This is a genomic window from Bacillus mycoides (assembly GCF_001757995.1).
GTDB lineage: Bacteria > Bacillota > Bacilli > Bacillales > Bacillaceae_G > Bacillus_A > Bacillus_A mycoides_B.
In genome coordinates, this window is the sequence record NZ_LXLV01000012.1 from 47,507 (window position 1) to 71,361 (window position 23,855).

The 23,855-nt window shown below is 36.2% G+C and carries 20 protein-coding genes, 1 pseudogene and 1 riboswitch; of the genes and pseudogenes, 12 read left to right on the top strand and 9 right to left on the bottom strand.

Going from position 1 to position 23,855, the window contains the following annotated elements; genetic code table 11:
• Positions 1 to 13 precede the first annotated feature (13 nt).
• The 3 genes from BWGOE10_RS04080 to BWGOE10_RS04090 form a co-directional block, all read right to left on the bottom strand.
• On the bottom strand, positions 14 to 217 hold the full coding sequence (locus BWGOE10_RS04080) for a hypothetical protein (RefSeq protein WP_070141029.1): 204 nt from the start codon (positions 215 to 217) through the stop codon (positions 14 to 16).
• A 157-nt stretch (positions 218 to 374) separates the two neighbouring features.
• The gene (locus tag BWGOE10_RS04085) at positions 375 to 1,574 is read right to left on the bottom strand and encodes an ABC transporter permease (RefSeq protein ID WP_070141030.1); all 1,200 of its coding nucleotides are present in this window, start codon (positions 1,572 to 1,574) and stop codon (positions 375 to 377) included.
• A 60-nt stretch (positions 1,575 to 1,634) separates the two neighbouring features.
• A complete protein-coding gene (locus tag BWGOE10_RS04090) occupies positions 1,635 to 3,059 on the bottom strand; it encodes an amino acid permease (protein ID WP_001186323.1) in 1,425 nt (474 codons plus the stop codon).
• A 147-nt stretch (positions 3,060 to 3,206) separates the two neighbouring features.
• Positions 3,207 to 3,388: riboswitch (Lysine riboswitch) on the bottom strand.
• 204 nt (positions 3,389 to 3,592) lie between these two features.
• Here BWGOE10_RS04090 and BWGOE10_RS04095 point away from each other — a divergent pair.
• Positions 3,593 to 4,450, top strand: coding sequence for a GNAT family N-acetyltransferase (locus BWGOE10_RS04095; protein WP_070141031.1), 858 nt, complete (start codon positions 3,593 to 3,595; stop codon positions 4,448 to 4,450).
• Positions 4,451 to 4,482: 32 nt separating this feature from the next.
• Here the strand turns inward: BWGOE10_RS04095 and gapN are convergent, their stop codons facing one another.
• On the bottom strand, positions 4,483 to 5,922 hold the full coding sequence (gene gapN, locus BWGOE10_RS04100) for an NADP-dependent glyceraldehyde-3-phosphate dehydrogenase (RefSeq protein WP_070141032.1): 1,440 nt from the start codon (positions 5,920 to 5,922) through the stop codon (positions 4,483 to 4,485).
• Between the two features lie 643 nt (positions 5,923 to 6,565).
• Here gapN and BWGOE10_RS04105 point away from each other — a divergent pair.
• From BWGOE10_RS04105 to BWGOE10_RS04125, 5 genes are all read left to right on the top strand, one after another.
• Complete coding sequence (locus BWGOE10_RS04105) at positions 6,566 to 8,326, top strand: ABC transporter ATP-binding protein (protein ID WP_070141033.1); 1,761 nt, start codon at positions 6,566 to 6,568, stop codon at positions 8,324 to 8,326.
• Entirely contained in the window at positions 8,323 to 10,323 is a 2,001-nt protein-coding gene (locus tag BWGOE10_RS04110; RefSeq protein ID WP_070141034.1) for an ABC transporter ATP-binding protein, read from the top strand. The genes BWGOE10_RS04105 and BWGOE10_RS04110 overlap by 4 nt, the downstream gene beginning before the upstream one ends.
• Positions 10,324 to 10,626: 303 nt before the next feature.
• On the top strand, positions 10,627 to 11,424 hold the full coding sequence (locus BWGOE10_RS04115) for an amino acid ABC transporter substrate-binding protein (protein WP_070141035.1): 798 nt from the start codon (positions 10,627 to 10,629) through the stop codon (positions 11,422 to 11,424).
• Positions 11,411 to 12,109, top strand: coding sequence for an amino acid ABC transporter permease (locus BWGOE10_RS04120; protein ID WP_070141036.1), 699 nt, complete (start codon positions 11,411 to 11,413; stop codon positions 12,107 to 12,109). Before BWGOE10_RS04115 ends, BWGOE10_RS04120 begins: the two co-directional genes overlap by 14 nt.
• Before the next feature lie 28 nt (positions 12,110 to 12,137).
• A complete protein-coding gene (locus BWGOE10_RS04125) occupies positions 12,138 to 12,872 on the top strand; it encodes an amino acid ABC transporter ATP-binding protein (protein ID WP_029441704.1) in 735 nt (244 codons plus the stop codon).
• Positions 12,873 to 12,923: 51 nt separating this feature from the next.
• On the opposite strand, the gene sasP is transcribed toward BWGOE10_RS04125, so the two are convergent.
• Positions 12,924 to 13,127, bottom strand: a complete 204-nt coding sequence (gene sasP / locus BWGOE10_RS04130; protein WP_000013349.1) for a small acid-soluble spore protein, SasP family — start codon at positions 13,125 to 13,127, stop codon at positions 12,924 to 12,926.
• 554 nt (positions 13,128 to 13,681) lie between these two features.
• Between sasP and BWGOE10_RS04135 the strand changes: the two genes are divergently transcribed.
• Positions 13,682 to 13,927, top strand: coding sequence for a hypothetical protein (locus BWGOE10_RS04135; protein WP_070141037.1), 246 nt, complete (start codon positions 13,682 to 13,684; stop codon positions 13,925 to 13,927).
• 16 nt (positions 13,928 to 13,943) lie between these two features.
• On the opposite strand, the gene BWGOE10_RS04140 is transcribed toward BWGOE10_RS04135, so the two are convergent.
• The gene (locus tag BWGOE10_RS04140; protein WP_070141038.1) at positions 13,944 to 15,404 is read right to left on the bottom strand and encodes a YheC/YheD family protein; all 1,461 of its coding nucleotides are present in this window, start codon (positions 15,402 to 15,404) and stop codon (positions 13,944 to 13,946) included.
• 19 nt (positions 15,405 to 15,423) lie between these two features.
• Entirely contained in the window at positions 15,424 to 16,476 is a 1,053-nt protein-coding gene (locus BWGOE10_RS04145; RefSeq protein ID WP_070141039.1) for a YheC/YheD family protein, read from the bottom strand.
• A 125-nt stretch (positions 16,477 to 16,601) separates the two neighbouring features.
• On the opposite strand from BWGOE10_RS04145, the gene BWGOE10_RS04150 reads away from it, so the two are divergent.
• Both BWGOE10_RS04150 and BWGOE10_RS04155 read left to right on the top strand, forming a co-directional pair.
• Complete coding sequence (locus tag BWGOE10_RS04150; protein WP_070141040.1) at positions 16,602 to 17,747, top strand: DUF445 domain-containing protein; 1,146 nt, start codon at positions 16,602 to 16,604, stop codon at positions 17,745 to 17,747.
• A gap of 142 nt (positions 17,748 to 17,889) precedes the next feature.
• Positions 17,890 to 18,246 (top strand): YlbF/YmcA family competence regulator, encoded by a 357-nt coding sequence (locus BWGOE10_RS04155; RefSeq protein ID WP_070141041.1) that lies wholly within the window; start codon positions 17,890 to 17,892, stop codon positions 18,244 to 18,246.
• Positions 18,247 to 18,396: 150 nt separating this feature from the next.
• Here the strand turns inward: BWGOE10_RS04155 and BWGOE10_RS04160 are convergent, their stop codons facing one another.
• A complete protein-coding gene (locus tag BWGOE10_RS04160) occupies positions 18,397 to 19,017 on the bottom strand; it encodes an NDxxF motif lipoprotein (RefSeq protein WP_070141042.1) in 621 nt (206 codons plus the stop codon).
• Positions 19,018 to 19,038: 21 nt separating this feature from the next.
• A complete protein-coding gene (locus BWGOE10_RS04165) occupies positions 19,039 to 19,599 on the bottom strand; it encodes an HAAS signaling domain-containing protein (protein WP_070141043.1) in 561 nt (186 codons plus the stop codon).
• A 450-nt stretch (positions 19,600 to 20,049) separates the two neighbouring features.
• Here BWGOE10_RS04165 and alsS point away from each other — a divergent pair.
• From alsS to BWGOE10_RS04180, 3 genes and pseudogenes are all read left to right on the top strand, one after another.
• A pseudogene (alsS, locus tag BWGOE10_RS04170) lies at positions 20,050 to 21,738 on the top strand (acetolactate synthase AlsS).
• A 16-nt stretch (positions 21,739 to 21,754) separates the two neighbouring features.
• Entirely contained in the window at positions 21,755 to 22,513 is a 759-nt protein-coding gene (gene alsD / locus BWGOE10_RS04175; protein WP_070141044.1) for an alpha-acetolactate decarboxylase, read from the top strand.
• Positions 22,514 to 22,730: 217 nt separating this feature from the next.
• Entirely contained in the window at positions 22,731 to 23,810 is a 1,080-nt protein-coding gene (locus BWGOE10_RS04180) for a glycosyltransferase (RefSeq protein WP_070141045.1), read from the top strand.
• The last annotated feature ends 45 nt before the right edge of the window (positions 23,811 to 23,855 follow it).

Here is a 23,855-nt window from a genome sequence, read left to right on the forward strand (position 1 = left end):
TTTTTACATAGTTTTAAAACGGATCAACTTCGGCTAAGTCAGGATTGGCGTTAGGATTCGTTAATAAATGTTTTAGTTCACCCACTTCTGAGAGAGCGACGAGAATATAACCACTAATGAGGACGATGAGTCCGATGACTCGTAATGTTTGCAATTTAATGTCACGGCTATTTTCTTCTGAGTGGTTTTGGGGCGTTGCAGGCGGATTGTTGTTCATAATAGAGCTCCTATCTTTTTTATTTATATGTGCGAAATCATTATTAACGTATGGATAGGAATTGTATAGTCATTTTCACTATATGAGAAATGCCTATGAAAAGTGATTATAAATTTTAGGACGAGAAAAGAGGCCGTTATGTGCAGCCTCTTTTTCGTTAAAACGAGGAAATTCGTTTCTTTGTTTTTGGTACAATAATAAACTTTATCCAAAGTACGCCGATTACCATAATAATCAAAGCATGTAGTAATTGTCCTGTAGCAACGAGTATAACAGTTGAAAAAACAATTAATTGAATGCTTATTAATGTGAGAATTAAGCTGAGAAATTGCTTCATTCTTTCTTCAGTATCAATCGGATATAATGCTACAATAATTTTTCCCGAAAAATATTTCCACAGAGAACGAAGTTGCATAGAAATCATATATAGGACGATGTAAGCAGTAGCGCCTTTTACATATAGATTCGGTACGAAATATATGATACAGGAACCGATTAACCCTAAGCGAATATATATACCGAAATAATCATTCCCACGTAAAAACGATAGCGTATGTAAATAGAAGAAAGTAGCTTGTTTTTTATGTAGTAAAGGTTCGATCCAATTTGTAAGCCATTTTCTGCCGTTTACTTGTTTTTTTAGCTGCGGAACATCAGTGAAGATGCTAGCGAATTGATAAAAGCGTATGTCCATTTTTTCTTCTTGGTCGATTACGTATTCCCACGGTATTCGTTTTGTAGGTTGTTTCTTCGTGTATAGAAGCAGGAAAGCAAGAAGTAAGAGTAGTCCGCCTAATACAATCACATTTGCAGTATAAAACAGCATGTAAATGATCAGGGCGTTACAAGCAATACGAATGATAAACCATACGCTTTTTTCATAACTATCACGCCACATCCAATGTATGTACATGTTCCACGCTTTCGTAATCATTAAAACGATAAAGATTGTACATAAAAAAGGTACGGTTAATTGTAATGATTGCATGGCAAGCGGTACGATAATAAGGAACGTAAATACAAGCGGGAAAAGCTGAATGATGTAATTATATAAAAGAGATTTTTTAAAATAAGATGTTAATTTTTCTTCTAGTGCTAGTAAATAGACAGCGTCCGGTTTTTGCATAAATGTGCGAATGGGGCATCTCGTTATAATGAATGTTAGTACGATTGTAATAAGTAATAAAGATATTCCTTTAGAAGGATCAGTTTTAAGAAACTTTGCGTAATAATATGCACCTACACATGAGACGAAGATGAAACTATATAGCAAACCGTTAATCATACGTGCAAAGTATGTGATGGCATTTTGAATATGTTGTTGAAAGCGAGAGCTCCATAGTGATTCGATTGACATGTTTTTCACCTCTTTTTTCTATTATATATGTTTTATTAAGCAAAAAACGAGCAAATTGCGTTACGCAACTTGCTCGTTTTTCTTTTCGTTATTTTTTTTCTGATCACGATTCATTAATGGATAGAAGGCAAAGCCAATTGCGAATAAACCGATTCCGAGAAGGAACGTTTTTATATCGGATGCGCCTGTTTTAATAACCCATAGTGCATAGCAAAGTGCGATAACTGCGACTATACCATCTGTAATTCTTGCCCGCATTTCATTTTTATATGTTTCACCAGTTGCGACTAGTTTTAACTGGAAGATTGGTGAAACGAGATATGGAATGAGGTAGGCCAGTGTTGATACGGTAATAACGAATGTATAAGCTTCCGCAATTGTTCCTGATAATGTTGAGAATAAGAACACTTGCGACATAATGTTTGTTAATCGTAGTGAATGAATTGGACTTCCTTTTTTATTTGTTTTTGCGAAGAAGGAAGGGAAGAAACCTTCTTTTGCTGCTTGATAAGGTACTTCTGAGCTTAATAAAATCCAGCCTAATATTGAACCGAATAGGGAAGTAAGAGCAAGTAATGCCATAAGTTTCCCGCCGCCATGACCCATTGCTGCGTTTAATGCATCTGCTAATGGACGTTCAGAAGCTTGTAATTTATCAACGTGAAGTACACCCATTGTTAAAATTGTAATTCCTAAATAAATTGCAACCGTTATTAATAAACCGGCAACAGTCGCACGTTTTACCGTTTTGGGAGAAGTAGCTCGGTTTGATAAAAGAACGGCGGATTCAATCCCAATAAATGCCCAAAGCGTTGTAAGAGCCGCTAAATTCACTTGTGAAAGGAGACCGTGTGATACGCCTTCTTTATCGATCATCGGTGTGTACCATTGTCCAAACTTTGAAGCTTCGAACGCAAATAACGTAACGACAATGAATAGAAGGAATCCAGTTACTTTCGTTGTTGTTGCTAAGAAGTTTAGTTTCCCAGCTCCGCTTACACCGTTTGTTAATATTAAATGAGTTCCCCAAAGTAAGACGGAACAAATAGTAAATGTAATGAGCTTTCCAACTTCTATATCGAACGAGCCGATGGAAAATAATAGTCGCGTATCTTTCATAATTGGGAAGAAGAGTGATAAATATCCCGCGAAAGATGTAATGATGGCAACGTTACTTGCCCAGTTTGCAACCCAATATCCCCATACCATGCTGAAACCAGCCATTTTCTTTCTTTTTGGTGTTGAGAATAAAGCATATGCATGACTTTGTGGTCCTGTCGTTAAATCAGGACGACGAATTGCTAAATTACCGAAAACAAGAGCTAGCATTAAAACACCAAATCCTGTTGTTAACCAAGCTAAAGTGACACCGAGAGGGCTAGCTGTTTGTGCCAACGTACTTGGCACCATGAAAATACCAGCGCCAACCATGTTACCGACAACGAAAGCTGTTAGTACCCAAAAGCCCCATTTTTTTTGTTGCATAGAAAATACCTCCAAAGTTAGTATAACCAAGTCAAGCGAGGAGATATGTATGTCTTCCTAAGTCAAGAAGAGAAGTTCCAAACAAAACAAAAAAAGCACGTAATTTGCCGCTACATGCTTTCTATCTTATAAGAAACCCACGACATACCTCTCGATAGCTCTCCACAAACGAAACGTTTGTGACAGTTCTGCACTTATTAAATGCAGACCCAGCAAGCGCGCATGGTGGGCACGTCTTACTTCGGCAACCATTCCTTTCTCATTCATTCATCAATGCCACTACATCTCCTGAAATGATACTCTTAATGATTGCAACCTCTACCTCACCGAGATACGAATGAGGATTTATGTATTAAATTAACATGTTTAAGAGTAACAAATGTATTTTTATACGTCAATGGATATAGTAATAATCAGATTATAGAGAAGAGTTCGTTATTAGGGCTTGGAGGGTTTGAAACGGATTCATTGAATAAATATATATTGAATTTTTAACAGGGAATGTACTTTTAATCGGAATGGGGATTATTTAAATGATACGTGCTTATAGTGAAAAAGAGGATTGGATCAGGACATTGAATTTAATAAAAAGTATGGGGATAGAAGAGGAGATAGGCTCTTTAGATGATATTGTATCGAACTCTACGCATTTTCTTTTATGTAACCGAAATGGGATTGAAGGATTTGCGTATGCATCTTTTTATACAAATAGTGCTGAAGAGTCTATTGCTCAAATAAGTGTGTATGTGGAACAGGGTTCTCGTTTGAAAGGTATTGGCTCTGCCTTGTATAAAGAAATAGAAGAGTGTGTTTCTAAAATGAATCCAGATTTTGTATGCACTTATATGAAAGTTGAATCAGAAAATTGTATTGGTTTTACTAAGAAAATGGGATTTGAAAGATGGTGGGGATCGCTTGAATTGATATATAAGGGAGGGAGTTTCCCTAAAACGGATATGACGTTTATTAAATATGAGGATAGATTTTTTGATCAGTTTGTAAAAATGGTACAGGAATGTTATTACGAGTTGCATGAAATGAATGATATGAAGCCTTATCTTGCTCCAGAAGATAGTATAAAGAAATACAAATTGAACGATAAAAGTAACGTGTATGTAGTTTTAGAAAATGAACAGTTAGTTGCAGCGATTACACTAGGAGAAGGGACAGTAGAGAATGTAATGGTTGCAAGAGGCTATCAAGGAAATGGATATGGGCGTAAAGCGTTACAATTTGGTGTGAGCAAGTTGTTAGAAGGCGGGTACGAAGATATTAGACTCTGTTATATAGAAGGAAATGAAAGTGCTAAGAGGTTATACAATTCTGTAGGATTTAAGCCGCTTCATAATACACAGGTGTATCGGAAGTTTCTTTGCATGAAAAGAAGCTGATCTAAATTTTAGATCAGCTTCTTTTTGCAATATTAAACTAAGTTTAATACAGTTACTTTTTGACGAGTCATAGACTCAAGGCTCTTACGAATACCTTGTGCGCCCATACCTGAACCTTTTACACCGATGAATGGGAAGTGGTCAGGGCCGCGCTCTGTGCGTCCGTTAATTTGAACAGAACCAGTGTCGATTTTGTTAGCAATTGCAAATGCTTTGTTAATGTCTTTTGTGAAGACACTTGCTTGCAGACCGAACTCTGATTTGTTAGCAATTTCAATCGCTTGTTCATCAGAAGAAACACGGATGATTGGAAGGATTGGGCCAAATGGCTCTTCCCAAGCAACTTTCATTTCTTCTGTTACGTTGTCGATTAATGTTGGATAAATTAGGTTGCGCTCACGTTTGTTACCGATAACGATTGTTGCACCTTTTTCAGCAGCATCATCAATTAAACCTTGAACGAAGTCAGCCGATTTATCGTCGATTAATGGAACGATTGTGCTGTTTTGTTCTGGAGATCCAACTGATAGTTCTGCTACTTGCTCTTTTAATAAGCCAGCTAGTTCGTCTGCTACATTTTCATGTACAAGTACACGTTTAATAGCTGTACAACGTTGACCTGAGTAAGAGAATGCACCGCTTACGATATGCTTTGCAGCTTCTTGTAAGTCTGCATCTTCACAAACGATACCAGGATCTTTACCACCAAGTTCTAATACAAGTGGAATCATCGCAGCTTTTTTCGCTAAATGTTTACCTGTATTTGTACCACCTGTGAACGATACCATATTTACGCCAGGATGTTCTACTAAGTAGTCACCAATTACAGAACCGCGTCCTGTAGCTACGTTTACAAGACCTTTTGGAAGGCCAGCTTTATGAAGTGCTTCAACCATTTTAATACCGCTAATAGCACCTTGAGTTGCTGGTTTGAAGATAACAGCGTTACCCATAATAAGTGCTGGTGCAAGTTTTGCAGCAGATAAGTTTACTGGATAGTTAAACGGTGCGATTGCTAATACAACACCAAGTGGTGCGCGCTGAATAATCGCAAGTTTAGATTTAGATCCACCAGGGAAGCTATCACCCATCATGCTTTCACCGTGCATGTGAAGTGCTTCGTCAACTGTGTAACGAATTAAGTCAGCTGTACGAACGACTTCTTTTTGCGCATCTTTATAGCCTTTACCGACTTCTTTCATAATGATATCGGCAATTTCATCTTGCATATTTACGAGCTCATCAGCCCATTTATATAAATATTTTGCGCGATCCTGTAGAGAAGCTTCAGCCCATGATTTTTGAGCTTCTTTTGCAGATGCAATTGCTTCATCTACTTCTCCGCGAGTAATTGCTTGTACTTGACCAATTACTTCGTGTAAGTATGGAGATGGAATTTCGATTGTTTGACCTGAAGAGCTTTCTCTCCATTCTCCGTTTAAATAAAATTTGTACGTATTGCTAGTTGTCATGATTAGTCCTCCTAAAATAGCAACTTGTAAGAGTGAGTATAAGGTGATTGTAGGTGGTTTGATAATATTTTTCAAATGAAATGTTTGTGAAAACGATTTCTTATTATTTTTTTATTTTGTATGCCCTTTCTTACAGAAGATTCCCTTATTTCAAACTGAATTATAAGTAGAATGCATCACTTTCATTTTTTGTGATAAAAGATTATTTTATTCTAAAGCGAAAAAAATAATTGACAGAATACTCAATAAAGTTGTAAGATTATAAATGGAAAATAAATGAAGGGGGTGTGCGTAATGATTGTAATCGTAATCGTAAATGTAATGGGCTTAGCTCTGTTAAATGGCGGAAAACATTCATATCATTACGCAACCCGTGCGGATATATAGGACCTTTGTGTCTTATGAGAAGCGTACGTTGCGTATATCGTAACGTACGCTTTTATGCATTCTTTTGCATATCGTCAAGCGGCGGTATGCTTTTTTTTGTTTATTTTCCTTGTTTTCGTGGTTACTATAAAAAATCAGAATTTGGAAGGTGGAAAAATGTGATGAAATTGTATGGTTTACGAAATGTAAATGTGATGGATTTGGATAGTGGATAAAGAAATGTGAGCCAAACGAGAACGAGAAGGGAGAGGTTATATTGTTTTCAGTATTACTAAAGTTAAGCTGGTTTTTTAGGGAGCATTGGAAAAGGTATAGTATCGCAATTGGGGTACTTTTAATTGTAAATGTGATAGAGGTAATTCCTCCGAAAGTGTTAGGAATTACCATTGATAATATTAAAACAGGAGCCTTAACGAACGAGGCGATTATGCAATATATTTTTATTTTACTTGGGGTAACAATTGGTGGGTATGTACTTACTTTCATTTGGCAGCACCAACTATTTGGCGGTGCGTTCGTACTTGAGAAAACGATGCGTTCAAAATTTATGGGGCATTTACTCAAGATGACACCAACGTTTTATCAAAAAAATCGTACTGGCGATTTAATGGCGAGAGCGACAAATGATTTAAAAGCAATTTCCATGACAGCTGGCTTTGGTATATTAACGCTCGTTGATTCTAGTCTATATATGCTTACAATCGTTTGTATGATGGGCTTTTCAATTAGTTGGCAGCTAACATTTGCTGCGCTTATACCGCTTCCGATTATGGCGTATGCGATGAATAGATACGGAAAGAAATTGCATGAAAGATTTACAGTCGCGCAAGATGCGTTCGGGGATATGAACGATAAAGTACTTGAATCAATTGCGGGTGTACGCGTTATTCGTGCGTATGTACAGGAGAACGCTGATCAAGAAAGGTTTCATCATTTAGGAGATGACGTATACGAGAAAAATATGAGAGTAGCAAGAATCGATGCATTATTCCAACCAACTGTGAAAATGCTCGTTGGTCTTAGTTATTTAATTGGTTTAGTGTACGGTGCATATCTCGTATTTCAGTCAAAAGTGACACTTGGTGAGCTCGTTTCTTTTAACGTCTATTTAGGGATGATGATTTGGCCGATGTTTGCAATTGGTGAATTGATTAATGTTATGCAAAGAGGAAATGCTTCGCTCGATCGTGTAAATGAAACGTTAGCTTATGAACCGGATGTAAAGAATCCGAAAGATCCAAAGGTTGTACAAGAGCCAGATTACATTCAGTTCGATAACGTTACTTTTTCATATCCTTCATCAATTGAAACAAATTTAAAAAATGTTTCGTTCTCATTAAAACAAGGAGAGACCCTTGGAGTTGTTGGGAAAACAGGAAGCGGGAAAACGACGCTCGTTCGTCAACTTCTTCGTCAATATCCACTTGGTGAAGGTGATATTGCGGTTTCTGATGTGAAGCTAGATAAAATTACGAATGATAACGTACTTGGCTGGATTGGTTATGTACCTCAGGAACACATTTTGTTCTCAAAAACAGCGAAGGAAAATATTTTATTCGGAAACAGAGAAGCGACTGAAGAAGAGCTTGAAAAAGCGATTGAAATAGCTGCATTTAAAAAGGATTTAGAGTTTTTACCGGAAGGTTTAGAAACGCTCGTTGGAGAGAAAGGTGTTTCTTTATCAGGTGGACAAAAGCAAAGGATTTCGATTGCGAGAGCTGTTATTCAAAATCCAGAAATCTTAATTTTAGACGATTCTTTATCAGCTGTTGATGCTCGTACGGAAGCGGCGATTATTGAAAACATAAGAACAGAAAGAAGCGGGAAGACGACGATTATCACGACGCATCGTTTGTCAGCCGTACAGCACGCAGATTGGATTCTTGTTATGGATAACGGTGAAGTTATTGAAGAAGGTTCGCATGAAGCACTCATTCGAAATGGGGGCTGGTATGCAGAGCAGTTCGAAAGACAACAAGGTGAAAGTGAAAGTGCGGATAGCGGGGTGAAAATATGAGTGTTTCAAAACGATTGTTTCAATACGCGATGAAAGTGAAAGGGCCGATTTTTGCAGCGATGGCGATGCTATTTGTTTTCGTTATCGCAGAACTCGCGGGTCCTTTCGTCGCAAAAACGATGATTGATGAGCATATCGTTGGAATAGAGAGGCCTTGGTATGAAACAGAAAAGAGTGAGGATGCTGTTTCATATAATGGCGCCTTTTATAAGCGAAGTGATCGCTTTGAGGAAGGTGAGAAAAAAGGGAAAGAAGTCCGAGTGATTCAAGTTGGTTTTCAGTACTATTTTGTACCGAATAAAATAACGCTTGAAGGAACTCGTTCTGTTAAGGGTGATGTGCTTACAGTACAAAGTGGTAAGGCAGTGCAGGTTTATAAAGCGAAAGCCTTAACGAAAGAGGAAGTATTTGCGTTTTATAAACCAGAAATAAATCGATTATTACTACTCGGCGGTGGATATTTCGCTTTATTAGTAGTTGTATCATTATTTGCATACGGAAAGCAGTTCTTCTTACAGAAGGCGGCAAACAAAATTATTCAAATTATGAGGGAGGATGTTTTTTCTCATATACAAACGTTGCCAATTCGTTATTTCGATCATTTACCAGCAGGGAAAATTGTATCGCGTGTAACGAATGATACAGAAGCGATTCGTGATTTATATGTAACAGTGCTTGCGACATTCGTCTCTAGTATCATCTATATTATCGGGATTTTCGCTGCGCTATTTTTACTTGATGTAAAACTGGCGGCGCTATGCTTACTCATCATTCCAATTTTAATTGTTTGGGCGATTATGTATAGAAAGTATGCGTCTGTATACAATCATAAAATGCGTTCTCGTTTATCGGATATTAACGGAACGGTGAATGAATCGATTCAAGGGATGCCAATTATTCAAGCATTTCGTCAAGAGCGTGAAACGAAGAAGGAATTTGAAGAACTCAATGGCGATTATTTTAAATATCAAAATAAAATTTTAAATTTAAATGCAGCAACTTCGCATAACTTAGTGTCTGTATTAAGAAATATCGCTTTTACAGGTGTAATCTGGTATTTCGGTGGTGCTTCATTAAGTGCTTCTGGCATCGTTTCACTCGGGATACTTTATGCTTTCGTCGATTATTTAACGAGGTTATTCTCGCCAATTACGAACATGGTGAACCAACTTGCTAACTTAGAGCAATCGCGTGTTGCCTCAGAGCGTGTCTTTGAATTGCTAGAGGAAAAGGGAGAGGCAGTAGAAGAAGAACGTATGCCTCGCTTAACCGGAAATGTGAAATTCGATAATGTTTCGTTTTCTTACAATGGAAAAGATGAAGTGTTAAAAAATATTTCTTTTGAAGCGAAACAAGGGGAGACAGTGGCACTTGTCGGCCATACTGGATCAGGAAAAAGTTCCATTATGAATGTGCTCTTTCAATTTTATGAATTTCAAAAAGGGAAGCTTACGATTGATGGTCACGATGTAACAGAGATGCCGAAACAAGCAACACGTGAACATATGGGAATTGTATTGCAAGATCCGTTTTTATTTAGCGGAACAGTCGCATCCAATGTAAGCTTAGAGAACGAAAATATTTCAAAAGAGCGTATCGTAAAGGCGTTACGTGATGTTGGTGCCGAAAGGTTTGCAAACAACATAGATGAAAAAATTACGGAGAAAGGAAGTACACTTTCAACCGGAGAACGTCAGCTTATATCGTTTGCTAGGGCACTTGCTTTTGATCCAGCGATTTTAATTTTAGATGAAGCGACTTCCAGCATTGATACAGAGACAGAAGCGATGATTCAACAAGCACTAGAAGTTGTGAAGAAAGGACGAACGACGTTTATTATCGCTCATCGCCTTTCAACAATTAAGAGCGCTGATCAAATTATTGTGCTTGATAGAGGAACGATTTTGGAAAAAGGTTCCCATGATGAATTAATGAAAAAGCGCGGGCGTTATTACGATATGTACAAAACGCAAATGGAAGGAAACCAGAGCGCTTAATTTTTAGAAGAACTTGCGATTTTCGCAAGTTCTTTTTTGATCGTATTGTCCGCTCAGAAGTTAATATATTTCATCGGTAGAAAAACCTATAAATAAGTAAGTATTGTTTTACCTTTTTCTTTATAAATGCTATATTAAAAAATGTTACTTATTTTTTGTATGTAGCGGTATTTTTCCATTTTGTTTGATTATGAAGAAAAAGGATAAACTAAATAAGAACATTTTCATTGAAAAATTGTTCGAAATTGCATACAATCAATATAGTTTTTAAATTCCTATCAGAATACTTGGAGGACTACTATCATGAAAAAATTATTTTCAGTGCTTGCAGTAACTACATTAGCGATTGGGATTGTAGCGGGCTGCGGCAAAGAAGAGAAAAAAGATACAGCTAGTCAAGATGCATTACAAAAGATAAAACAAAGTGGTGAACTTGTAATTGGAACAGAAGGTACATACCCACCGTTCACATTTCACGATTCAAGCAATAAATTAACTGGATTTGATGTTGAGCTATCAGAAGAAGTTGCAAAACGTTTAGGTGTAAAGCCTGTATTTAAAGAAACACAATGGGATAGCTTACTTGCAGGAGTAGATGCAAAACGTTTCGACATGGTTGCTAACGAAGTTGGTATTCGTGAAGATCGTCAAAAGAAATATGACTTCTCTAAACCATACGTTTCATCTTCAGCAGCGTTAGTTATCGCAAAAGATAAAGATAAGCCTGCTACATTTGCTGATGTAAAAGGGTTAAAAGGAGCACAATCTTTAACGAGTAACTATGCAGATATCGCTAAGAAAAATGGTGCGGAAATCGTTGGTGTAGAAGGATTTAGCCAAGCGGCAGAATTATTAAGTTCTGGACGCGTTGATTTCACAATCAATGATAAATTATCAGTGTTAAACTATTTAGAAACGAAAAAAGATGCAAAAATTAAAATTGTAGATACAGAAAAAGAAGCATCACAAAGTGGATTCTTATTCCGTAAAGGTAGCGACAAACTTGTACAAGAAGTAAATAAAGCGTTAGAAGATATGAAAAAAGATGGTACGTACGATAAAATAACGAAAAAATGGTTCGGTGAAAATGTTTCTAAGTAGTATAGTGGTCTCAGATCGACTGTCTACTTGGATAGATATTATGCAGACTTCCTTCACGCCTATGCTGAAGGAAGCTGTCTTTACGACAATTCCGTTAACGCTTATTACATTTATTATCGGTATTATACTTGCGACGTTAACAGCGCTCGCGCGTATTTCAGGTAGTCGTATTTTACAATGGATTGCTCGTATCTATGTATCTATCATTCGCGGAACGCCACTTCTTGTACAGTTATTTATTATTTTCTATGGTCTTCCAACTCTTAATATTGAGGTTGAGCCATATACAGCAGCAATTGTTGGTTTTTCATTAAATGTCGGTGCATATGCATCTGAAATTATTCGTGCTTCTATTCTTTCTATTCCGAAAGGACAGTGGGAAGCAGCTTATACAATTGGGATGACATATCCGCAAGCATTAAAACGTGTTATTTTACCGCAAGCAACGCGTGTATCTATTCCGCCGCTTTCGAATACATTTATTAGTTTATTGAAGGATACGTCATTAGCGTCTTTAATTTTAGTAACAGAAATGTTCCGAAAAGCGCAGGAAATTGCGGCAATGAACTATGAGTTTTTAATTGTTTATTTTGAAGCAGGTCTAATTTATTGGGTAATTTGCTTCTTATTATCTATCGTGCAACAAATATTAGAAAAACGTTCAGAACGTTATACTCTAAAATAACCCTTTCATAAAAGGAGTTTTTGTTTTTATGATTTCAATTCAACATTTACAAAAAAGTTTCGGAGATAATACCGTACTAAAACATATAGACTTATCAGTTGAGAAGGGCGAAGTGGTTGTTATTATCGGGCCATCTGGATCTGGTAAAACGACATTCTTACGTTGCCTCAACGTGTTAGAAACGCCGAACGCTGGTAACATTCGCATCGGCAATAAAGAGCTTAATTTCTCTCAAAAAGTATCGAAGAAAGATATTGTAAATCTTCGTACGCAAACAGGTATGGTATTCCAGCACCATAATCTATTTCCTCATTTAACAGCACTTCAAAATGTAATGGAAGGGCTCGTTACAGTGAAAAAGATGGGGAAAGAAGAAGCCAAGAAAAAAGCAAACTATTTCCTTGAAAAAGTTGGCCTTGCGGATAAAGTAGACTTATATCCGTTCCAATTATCAGGCGGACAACAACAGCGCGTTGGAATTGCTCGCGCGCTTGCGATGGAGCCAGAAGTATTACTATTTGATGAACCGACGTCAGCACTTGATCCTGAGCTAGTTCAAGAAGTTTTAAAGGTTATGAAAGAACTTGCTAAAGAAGGAATGACGATGGTCATTGTAACGCATGAAATGCGCTTTGCTCATCAAATTGCGAACCGTGTTATTTTCATGGATGGCGGTGTCGTTGTCGAACAAGGTACACCGGAAGATGTATTTACAAATCCAAAAGAAGAACGAACGAAGAAGTTTTTACAAATGTTGCAATAAATTAAGGAAGGTCTCAAGGCATATGCCTTGAGACCTTTTTGCCATATATATTTATTTTTGGAATCCGCCAAGGCTTTGTTCAGCCATTGCAACTAAACGTTTTGTAATTTCTCCACCAACAGAACCGTTAGCACGAGCCGTAGAATCTGCTCCTAATTGTACACCAAATTCTTGAGCGATTTCGTACTTCATTTGATCGATTGCTGCTGTTGCACCTGGTACTACTAATTGATTGTAAGAACTTTGGTTTGCCATAGGAATATATCCTCCTTAGAGTTATAAAAGTTTTTTTGGTTGGACTAGCTGGAGTTGAACCAGATTGCCGCCCCGTTTGGCGCTAATCCATCGGTAATTAAGTTTGTACTCATAGTATGGATGTTACCTAGAAAGATATACAAAATAATAATTTGTAAATTTTGTAAAAAATATTTCATCATTTCGTAAATTATGAAATAAGAGTAATCGTTGTATTTTTAAGAAAGAAGGCTAAACTAAGAGCAATATCAAATGCGGTTTTCTCTTTGTATCCCGCTATTTGCGGGCAATAACTCCCACCTTAAAATACGGCGTAAGCAAAGAGGTTAGGTGGGGGCTAATAATCAGCTTCTCTTACTTATGATTTATTAAAGTGAGACAAATTACAGCTTAGTAAAATAAAAATTAAACGGCAACAACTGCATAGTTCTGTTTTAACCCGGGATGAGGCAGAAAAAGGAACTGACCGCGTCTATGCACGGCTAGATGCTCTCTTCCATCTAAAAAAGAGGCTTTTTAATTGTTTTTAAACGATAACGTATGGAGGAATCATGATGGGAATTTGTCCGCTTTGCAACGCACTAGAATCACAAACATATTCTTGTCAAAATTGCCAAGGTGTACTCCAAGATTATGGGAAAACTGTAGATTACATAGACGATTACAGTGCATATATGGATCAGGAATTATTAAGTGCAGTAGACGGTTTAACACATAATAATTCACAGGAGTATTGCAATCATGTTTTTTATTGCGGAGTATGTAATGTGGAAACAGAAGTTGTAGTGAAACTCGTTTAAATAGAAAACTTCCACCTTATGAGTGAGGTGGAAGTTTTTGTTTTTGTATTTGTGAGTTAATCATAGGGGAAGGGATGTTTTCGGTATTTGACGAAGGATCTGATTTTATTTGCGACATTTTTTCTTTCGTGTCGCGCAAAGAGTGTTCAGTTAAATAGATAGCATATTCATAAAATAATTGGCGCGTAAGTTCACTTTGTTCTTTTAACTTTTCATCTTGGAATACAGTTCGCCCCGGTTTAGAATTTGCTTCAAATAGCCACGGATTTTCCGCGGTATCTAAACCAATATCAAAACCAATTTCTCCAATGTTCCCAGTTACTTGTTGGTCGAGTGCATAACTGATTTGTAAGGCTGTTTGTTTTAGTTTATTTTCAATTTGAACTTGCTTTGTTGAATCAGGAAATAGTTCCTGAAGTAATTTCGTATCACCACCGCTATTTACATGAGTTGTTAAGCTACCTTTGCCGGCGATTTTTGCGACGATTGCACTGACGACCCAATTACCAAAATGGTTTTTATTTGTATGAATGCGAAAATCGACGGGTTGCCCTTCGAAGCGGAGTAGTGAGATACCTTGTTGTACGATAAACTTTTTTAAATCATGTCCTTTTAACACATGGTTAAGAAGTGCTTCTAATGATTGATACTTTCTTAGTTTATTTTGGTCATTTTCACGATAACGACAATAGTAGCGATTATCAGTTTGCGAATAGAGTATTTGATGAATGTTTCTTCCGAAGCTACCGTGTATTGGTTTCATATAAATATACTTATACGTACCGAGAAGTCGTTCTACTTGTTCAAAATGCTGAAATGCCTCTGTCTTTGGTAAGAATGGTTTAATCGAATCCTCTTTCATTAAAAGTTCATGAACTTCCCATTTGTTGAAAAATCCTGGATTAAACCACGGAATCGCATAGTCGCTTTCTAATCGTTTCTTTGCTCTTACGATAGGTTTGTAATTTTCTGATTGGCGATTTGGTAATCGGTCGTAAATGACATTTGGTAAAGGGACTTTGTTTTTTACCCATTTTCTTTCTTGAAAGAAGTACCCTTCAATTGTTTCCTCTGCCCAGTTTATATGTTGAAGGCCAAAGACAAATACAAATGGCTGCAATGTGAATGGTGGTGTTAGTAAATCAGCGAGAGAGATGGAACGATTTCCTAAAGGAGAATTAGAATCATCGTTAAAGCCAGTTGTGAAAATCCCGATTAATGGACCGAAAACAATGGTTTGATTTTGTATGAAGGCATGGATTGTTGCTGAATGTGGTAGTAAAAGTTTAGCTGCAATTTGTTCTCCAATAATGATTTCTCGAGTGAATGAATAATGAATTTTAATATTCTCACATGTAATATAACGTAAGCCAAAGGAAAGGGATGTAATTGGTGGTGTAATAGAAAAAACGTAAGGTAAAGTAATACTATTTGGATTCTCATCTGAAATACTTAATGTATATATGTGCTCTTTCAACGGGGATTTCCTCCTTTCGTTATGGTGTAAATCGGCTAAACTTTAATGGACCATGAAAAATTTGTTCAGCCAGTTCGTCGTTGTACCTAGTATAAACTTCGTAAGACGGCATCGTATTGACGTACATAAGCCAAATGGCACCTTTTTGATCCATAATGGTAGAAAGCTCTAATTCAAATAATGACGAATAGGACTGATCGAGTGTTTTAAACACTTCATTTACAACATCATGTAAAGCATCTTTCAATAATTGAACGCCAGTTGGAGAAAGTAAATATTTAATTTTGGAAAATGGATGTAACATGGACCGCTCTGTTACTGAAAGTAAAAATTGCGCTGGGAATGAAGACTTTTGTATGAATTGACCGAGTACCTCCCAATTCTGTTCTTTGTTTTTTTGCATAATGGTTCGAATATGAATTGGATATGATAGTTGATTTGGAGGTTGTAACATTGGATGGATCATATAATGGGATGAGTGCACGTTCGATTTGCACCATGATATAAATTCATCCGTTCGTTTGAATTGAGTAGAAGTATGCTGCTGTTCATTTACTGTATCGATATGAAATGTTTTATTTTTGTAAGTGGCCCGATATAAATTTTCATTGGAATGTATATTGATTGGTCTTATAATAATATCTCTTGTTTCTAGTAGTAATTTAAAAATTCCTTGTACTGTTCCTTTTTTTATTTTTGGTACGTAAGGGGAAAGACGTTTATTAGTAAGAAAAAGATTGTGCAAATCGCTTGGATTAATAAGCGTGTTGTTTAAAAAAGTAGTGGAAGAACGTTTGTGTAATGAATGAATAATCGCAGTTGCTTGTTGGAATTCCTCATCCTCTTTGAAATGACAACGATCATATATATATGAAGGAATGGGAAAGGTTTGATTTATCCAATTTCCTGTATCTGTATCGTAAATAAGACCGGAAACAAGATCTGTCTTTGAATCAATGCTAAACGGTGTGAATTGGGCGACGACGTTATGATAGAGACGAGCGCGCTTAGCGATTTCGGTGTAATACGTTTGCTCGTGATGGAGTTGAGAAGTTAAAAGACCAAGAACCAACGAAATCACTCCTTTAGTAATAAGATGTTTGCATAATAGGCGAAGCTATATATTGCAAATACGTTTTTATACCATTATACTTTTGTCCGTATGATGATATGCTATAGTTTTGGAGAAGTGAAAGGTTGATTGTGATGAATATATGGTTGAATATGTTAACAACGACAGGACTCGGGGCAATTATTGGAGGATACACAAATCATTTAGCAATAAAAATGTTATTCCGTCCACATCGTCCTATTTATATTGGGAAGTTTCAAGTTCCATTTACGCCAGGGTTAATTCCGAAGCGCCGCGATGAGCTTGCTGTTCAATTAGGTAAAATGGTTGTAGAACACTTGTTAACACCAGAAGGAATCGGAAAAAAATTAACAAATGAAGAGTTTCAAGCCAGTTTAATTCGCTGGGCACAAGTGGAAGTTGATAAAGTAATTACGAATGAACAGTCGTTACGGGATATGTTAGAAAAATGGAATTTAACACATGTAGAAGAAGAGGCGACTCAAAAAATCGAACATGTTATTACAGAAAAAATTCATGCATTTTTAGCAGAGTATTATACATATACATGGGAACAAGCTTTACCTCATTCTGTTCATGAAAAAGTAGAGAATGCGATTCCACATGTCTCGGCTTTTATTTTGAAAAGAGGAATTAGCTTTTTTGAAAGTGAAGAAGGAAAGGCACGCCTTTCAAAAATGATTGATGACTTTTTCGCTTCTCGCGGGACGATGCTTAATTTAGTCGGTATGTTTTTAGGGAATGTAAGTTTAGTGGATCGTGTGCAGCCGGAAGTAATTAAGTTTTTAGGACAAGACGAAACAGAGCGGCTGTTAACTGACGTACTGCAAAAAGAGTGGGAAAAGTTAAAAGTAAGAGACGTACAAGAATTAGAAACGTTTGTAGAGAAAGAAATGATTGTGAGCTCTATAATGTCAGCTGTTAAAGTAGAGGAAGCAGTGAGAAAATTTTTAAATCAGTCTGTTCAGCAAGTATGTGATCCAGTTCGAGAAACGGTTATTGAAAAAGTAGTTCCAAGCGCAGTAACGAAAGGCTTGAAGTGGGGAACAGAAAATGTAGAGAGCATATTGAAAAATCTACAGCTTGCGGAAATTGTGCAGCAAGAAGTATCTACATTTTCAACAGAGAGACTAGAAGATCTTGTATTGTCCATTACAAAAAATGAGTTGAAAATGATTACTTATTTAGGGGCGTTACTAGGAGGAACAATTGGATTTATTCAAGGATTGCTACTCTTGTTCCTTAAGTAATAGAGATGGGTACATAGAAATAAAAGCGAAAATTCTTCACATCTCTTGCATAGTTTGATATGGTAAGAAGAGGTGCGGATGTAAATGCACTTAAAAGGCAGTGCGCATGAAAAGCGCTAGCCTTCTAAAGGAGGAAAATAAAATGACAAAAAACATTCATGATGTTGCATATGAATTACAAAAAGCAATCGCTGAAAACGAAGATTTCCAAACACTAAAAGCAAGCTACGCAGCAGTACAAGGAGATGCAGAGTCAAAGAACTTATTCGAAGAGTTCCGCGCGATGCAACTTGGCTTACAACAAAAAATGATGCAAGGCCAAGAAATCACTGAAGAAGATAACCAAAAAGCACAAGAAGTTGTAGCTCGTATTCAACAAGATGCTAAAATCACAAAGTTAATGGAAACTGAGCAACGTTTAAACATCGTTATCACTGACGTTAACAAAATCATTATGCAGCCACTTGAAGAATTATATAGCGCGCAACAACAAGCGTAATGATAGAAGACGCTCCTACTATAGGGGCGTTTTTTGTGTAGGAAATTTGATAGTCCTTCCACAAAAAAAACCTTCAAAATAGCCATGTGTTAGTGAATATTTTGAAGGGAGTATATGATGTATCTTTCAATTTCTCTTTTACATATATCATTACTTGTTGAAATACTCAGTTCTAATATTTTTTTCTTTCAAAAACTTTTCAATTTCTTTTTGCTTTCTACCATTAACTTTCTCAAAGCGCTTTGTAAAAGAAAAATCGGCCTTGAACAAGTTACCATCTTGAGCGATTTTTTCTATTTCTTGATCTAGCTCTATTGAAAGTGCGGTAGACGATGAAATAAATTCATAGATTTCTTTCGAAGGCTTTTTGTAATCATCAGGTATAGTATTGTTACTAATAAAATCATGGAAATTTGCATCATTTTGTTTTGCTAAATCTATTAGTTTTTTTAATTTCTCTCGGTCGGATTCAGTGATATTCTCGTCAGACATGGCTGATGAAAGGGGAACGATGTTTTCAAATAACTCTCCGCTATAATCTAAATAATTTTTTATATTTTGTTTCATTTCGTCTTCATTAATATTTTCGTTCTTTTTTTGAGAGTTAAATATATTTTCTGGAATTTTAATAGTAACATCTTTAATAGATTGTACATCGTCTAATTTATCGGATTGTGTATTGTTCGTATCATTAGCTTGTGCACTGTGTGAACAAGCTGATATAAATAAAAGAGTAAGCAGTATGAGTGGATATAAAGTATATTTCTTCATTTTAATCTCCTTTTTCATTCATTAGTATCTTTGTAAAACGGCTAAATTCCATTTTAAATACTTTACTAAAAGTGAGTATACATGTTTTATCATTTGGTAAGATATTACGGATATTAGTAAGCCGATGCAAAAAGCTATGAATACATTATAGACATTGGAATAACTGATTTGATGAAACCCGTTAAAAAATCCTAACCCTATTAATAAAATAGGTGAAATGATTAATAATGGAGTGGCAATTATAAGTGCTAGAAGAATCGGTAATAAGAAGAGTAATAAGAAAAAGGCGATAATGATAAATATAAAGTTTAAAAAACTTAAGCTCATAACAGAAAATATTGCTGTTATGATATTTTTAAGGCTTCGCTTATGATCAGCGTTGCTTATTGCATATGTAACATTAAGTTCTTTAGCGATAGTTTTAGGGTTTCCTAGCTTTTTAGAAATTTCTTCTTCAGATTTTCCGTCCTGTTTACCACTAATAAAATGAGTTTCGTACTCCGAGATAATATCTTTCTTTTCTAAATTAGGCATATTTCGTAGGGAGGAACTAAGTTGTTCTAAAAATTCACTTTTGTTCATTACAATCACTTTCCTTTATAAAATGATTAATCACATCTGGGAATCTTATCTGTTTTTGAGTAAATAGCATAACCTTTCTGCACCTTTTGAAGTGTATATATTTACGGGATATATACTAATCTAAACTTACATTCCAATTATTGGGTATTCAATTATTTACAAATATACCACTTACTAGTATTCTTTGCGAGGTACTGTAATATTGTTAATACCATGAATAGGTGAAAGTCTTTTTATATATTTCTAGAGGAGGATATCAGAATGGTATTTTAAGATAAATAAAAGATTGTAAGCGTATTCTTTAATGATTGTCAAAATACTGTCAAATTCATATCATTGGAAAAATAATGCATTTGTAATATAATGATAAACAATACTTCACTACATTAATTAATATTGTGAAATTAAAAATCTTTATTACACACATTATGAAATAAAGGGATGATTAGTTTGAGTACAGGTGTAAAAGCAAACGACGTGAAGACAAAAACAAAAGGAGCAGATCTTGTTGTTGATTGTTTAATTAAACAAGGTGTTACACATGTTTTCGGTATTCCAGGAGCGAAGATTGACTCTGTATTTGATGTACTGCAAGAAAGAGGACCAGAGTTAATTGTTTGTCGTCATGAACAAAACGCAGCATTTATGGCAGCTGCTATTGGTAGATTAACAGGGAAACCAGGCGTATGCCTTGTAACTTCAGGACCAGGGACATCGAATTTAGCGACAGGTCTTGTTACTGCGAATGCGGAGAGTGATCCCGTTGTTGCTTTAGCTGGTGCAGTTCCGCGTACTGACCGCTTAAAACGTACGCATCAATCTATGGATAATGCTGCACTATTCGAACCAATCACAAAATATAGCGTAGAAGTAGAGCATCCAGATAATGTGCCAGAAGCATTAAGTAATGCATTTTGAAGTGCGACTTCCACAAATCCGGGAGCAACTTTAGTAAGTCTTCCGCAAGACGTTATGACTGCGGAAACGACTGTAGAGTCTATCGGAGCGCTTTCTAAGCCACAGCTTGGAATCGCTCCCACACATGAAATTACATATGTAGTAGAAAAAATAAAATCAGCGAAATTACCAGTTATTTTACTCGGTATGAGAGCGAGCACGAATGAAGTGACGAAAGCTGTTCGTGAATTAATTGCTGATACAGAACTTCCTGTCGTTGAAACATATCAAGCAGCTGGCGCGATTTCACGTGAGTTAGAAGATCATTTCTTCGGCCGCGTTGGATTATTCCGTAACCAACCAGGTGATATTTTACTAGAAGAAGCCGATCTTGTTATTTCAATCGGTTATGATCCGATTGAGTATGATCCGAAATTCTGGAATAAACTTGGAGACAGAACGATTATTCATCTTGATGATCATCAAGCGGATATCGATCATGATTACCAACCAGAGCGTGAATTAATTGGCGATATCGCTTTAACTGTAAATAGCATTGCAGAGAAATTACCGAAGCTTGTATTAAATGCGAAATCAGAAGCAGTTTTAGAACGATTACGTGCGAAATTATCAGAGCAAGCGGAAGTTCCAAATCGTGCTTCTGAAGGTGTTACGCATCCGCTTCAAGTCATTCGTACACTTCGTTCTTTAATTAGTGACGATACAACGGTTACGTGTGACATCGGTTCACATTCTATTTGGATGGCGAGATGTTTCCGTTCTTATGAACCACGTAGACTATTATTTAGTAACGGTATGCAAACGTTAGGTGTTGCACTACCTTGGGCAATTGCCGCTACTTTAGTTGAACCGGGAAAAAAAGTTGTTTCCGTGTCAGGTGATGGTGGTTTCTTATTCTCTTCGATGGAGTTAGAAACAGCGGTACGTTTAAATGCACCGGTTGTACATCTCGTTTGGAGAGACGGTACATATGATATGGTTGCGTTCCAACAAATGATGAAATACGGTAGAACATCAGCTACAGAGTTTGGCGATGTTGATCTTGTGAAATATGCAGAAAGTTTCGGAGCAATAGGTCTTCGTGTCAATACACCAGACGAATTAGAAGGTGTATTGAGAGAAGCGTTAGAAGCAGAAGGTCCTGTCATTATTGATATTCCAATTGACTACCGTGACAACATTAAATTAAGCGAAAAATTATTACCAAACCAATTAAACTAATGGAGGCATGGCTGAGATGACTGTTGCACAATTAATTGATATTGATGCAAAAAGAACGAAAACGAGTAATGAAGTATATCAAACTTCAACAATGCTTGCGTTATTAGATGGTATATATGATGGTGTTATTAACTTTGAGGAACTGAAAGAACGTGGTGATTTTGGCATCGGCACATTTGATCAATTAGATGGTGAAATGATTGCGTTTGATAATGAGTTTTATCATTTACGTTCAGACGGTTCAGCGGAAAAGGTAGAGCCGGAAGAAACAACACCGTTTGCGACTGTAACGTTTTTTGAAAAAGAAATGAGTTATACGGTAGAGCGTCCGATGCATCGTGAAGAAGTGGAAGCATTATTACATGAATTAATGCCAAGTAAAAACTTATTTTATGCGATTCGAATGGACGGTACGTTCCGTGAAGTTAGAACGAGAACTGTTCCAAGACAAGAAAAACCGTATACGCCGCTCGTTGAAGTGACGAAATCACAAACGATTTTTTCATTTAAAGATACGGATGGAACGATGGCTGGATTTTGGACACCGGATTACGCGCAAGGTATTGGTGTAGCTGGTTTCCACTTACATTACATTGATGATGAAATTCGCGGGGGCGGACATGTTTTCGACTATGTTGTAGAAAACTGTACGATCCAAATTTGTCAAAAAGCTCATATGCATTTAGCACTTCCTGAAACAGCTGATTTTATGGCGGCGGAATTATCAAGAGAAAACTTAGAGAATGATATTGAGACCGCGGAAGGTGCGGAGTAAAAAGGAATCGAAATTATGTATTCTCTATATAAAGAACCGAAGTCTTGTTCAGGCTTCGGTTTTTTTCATTGATTCACAATCTTCGAGTGAAATCCCCCTATCTAATTTCACTGCAGGCCTCATTATGTTTCATTTGTAAAATGAAAATTCAATTTTGAAGCAAAAGAAATATAAATTTCCCTCCAAACATATACATCAAAAGGATAGGGGGGATATGATGGAAAACTCAATTACTATTAGTCTATGCATGATTGTAAAAGATGAGGAACAAACTATATCAAAATGCTTAGAATCGGTCAAAAGTGTTGTGGATGAAATTATTATTGTAGATACAGGGTCAACAGATGCTACAAAAGAAATTGTGAAGAAGTACGACGCGAAAGTTTATGATTTTCAATGGATTGAAGATTTTTCAGCGGCACGAAATTTTGCATTTTCTAAAGCTACAAAAGAATATATTCTTTGGCTAGACGCAGATGACATAATAGATACGGAAGATAGAAAGAAATTGCTACAGTTAAAACATACGTTAGATCGTAGTACGGATGCAGTATCTATGAAATATTATTTAACTTTTGATATAGAAGGAAATCCAACACATTCTTTAAGGAGATATCGATTAGTCAACAGAAGTAAAAATTTTCAATGGTATGGATTTGTTCATGAATATTTAGAGGTGTATGGAAATCTTATAAATAGTGATGTAGGGGTAAGTCATAAAAAAGTAAAAGCATATACTAATCGTAATTTACAAATATACGAAAAACATCTTGAGAGTGGAAAAGAATTTAGTCCCCGCGATGTGTACTATTATGCAAATGAATGTAAGGATCACAGATTATATGATAAGGCTGTTAAGTGGTATTCCAGATTTTTAGATGAAGAAAAAGGTTGGGTTGAAGATAATATTCAAGCTTGTTTAAAAAGAGCCGAATGTTATTTTGAATTGGGGAACTTAAAACAATCTATTCGTTCTTGTTTACAATCATTTATGTATGACACACCTAGAGGAGAACTTTGTTGCCACTTAGGACGTGTATTTTTGCAACAAAGTGAATATGCAAAAGCAATATATTGGTACCATGCAGCAATTGACGGACCACGATCAAAAGATTCTCCATTTGTCCGGGAAGAGTGTCATACATGGTTGCCGCATATTCAACTATGTATTTGTTATGATCGAATAAAAGAATATGAAAAGGCAATTTATCACAACGAACAAGCTGCACAGTTCATACCTAATAATCCAAGTATTGAATATAATAGAAAATATTTTGATGGTTTATTCAAAAAATAGTATTGAACAATACTAGATAATCATTTCGGTTGCTGAGAGGAATTT

What these genes read in the sequence shown, in the direction of transcription:
- BWGOE10_RS04095 (WP_070141031.1), top strand. Translation starts at nt 3,593, where the DNA reads ATGATACGTGCTTATAGTGAAAAAGAGGATTGGATCAGGACATTGAAT.
- sasP (WP_000013349.1), bottom strand. Translation starts at nt 13,127, where the DNA reads ATGGCAAACCAAAGTTCTTACAATCAATTAGTAGTACCAGGTGCAACA.
- BWGOE10_RS04125 (WP_029441704.1), top strand. Translation starts at nt 12,138, where the DNA reads ATGATTTCAATTCAACATTTACAAAAAAGTTTCGGAGATAATACCGTA.
- BWGOE10_RS04135 (WP_070141037.1), top strand. Translation starts at nt 13,682, where the DNA reads ATGGGAATTTGTCCGCTTTGCAACGCACTAGAATCACAAACATATTCT.
- BWGOE10_RS04155 (WP_070141041.1), top strand. Translation starts at nt 17,890, where the DNA reads ATGACAAAAAACATTCATGATGTTGCATATGAATTACAAAAAGCAATC.
- BWGOE10_RS04080 (WP_070141029.1), bottom strand. Translation starts at nt 217, where the DNA reads ATGAACAACAATCCGCCTGCAACGCCCCAAAACCACTCAGAAGAAAAT.
- BWGOE10_RS04090 (WP_001186323.1), bottom strand. Translation starts at nt 3,059, where the DNA reads ATGCAACAAAAAAAATGGGGCTTTTGGGTACTAACAGCTTTCGTTGTC.
- BWGOE10_RS04115 (WP_070141035.1), top strand. Translation starts at nt 10,627, where the DNA reads ATGAAAAAATTATTTTCAGTGCTTGCAGTAACTACATTAGCGATTGGG.
- BWGOE10_RS04160 (WP_070141042.1), bottom strand. Translation starts at nt 19,017, where the DNA reads ATGAAGAAATATACTTTATATCCACTCATACTGCTTACTCTTTTATTT.
- BWGOE10_RS04180 (WP_070141045.1), top strand. Translation starts at nt 22,731, where the DNA reads ATGGAAAACTCAATTACTATTAGTCTATGCATGATTGTAAAAGATGAG.
- BWGOE10_RS04120 (WP_070141036.1), top strand. Translation starts at nt 11,411, where the DNA reads ATGTTTCTAAGTAGTATAGTGGTCTCAGATCGACTGTCTACTTGGATA.
- BWGOE10_RS04085 (WP_070141030.1), bottom strand. Translation starts at nt 1,574, where the DNA reads ATGTCAATCGAATCACTATGGAGCTCTCGCTTTCAACAACATATTCAA.
- alsD (WP_070141044.1), top strand. Translation starts at nt 21,755, where the DNA reads ATGACTGTTGCACAATTAATTGATATTGATGCAAAAAGAACGAAAACG.
- gapN (WP_070141032.1), bottom strand. Translation starts at nt 5,922, where the DNA reads ATGACAACTAGCAATACGTACAAATTTTATTTAAACGGAGAATGGAGA.
- BWGOE10_RS04110 (WP_070141034.1), top strand. Translation starts at nt 8,323, where the DNA reads ATGAGTGTTTCAAAACGATTGTTTCAATACGCGATGAAAGTGAAAGGG.
- BWGOE10_RS04165 (WP_070141043.1), bottom strand. Translation starts at nt 19,599, where the DNA reads ATGAACAAAAGTGAATTTTTAGAACAACTTAGTTCCTCCCTACGAAAT.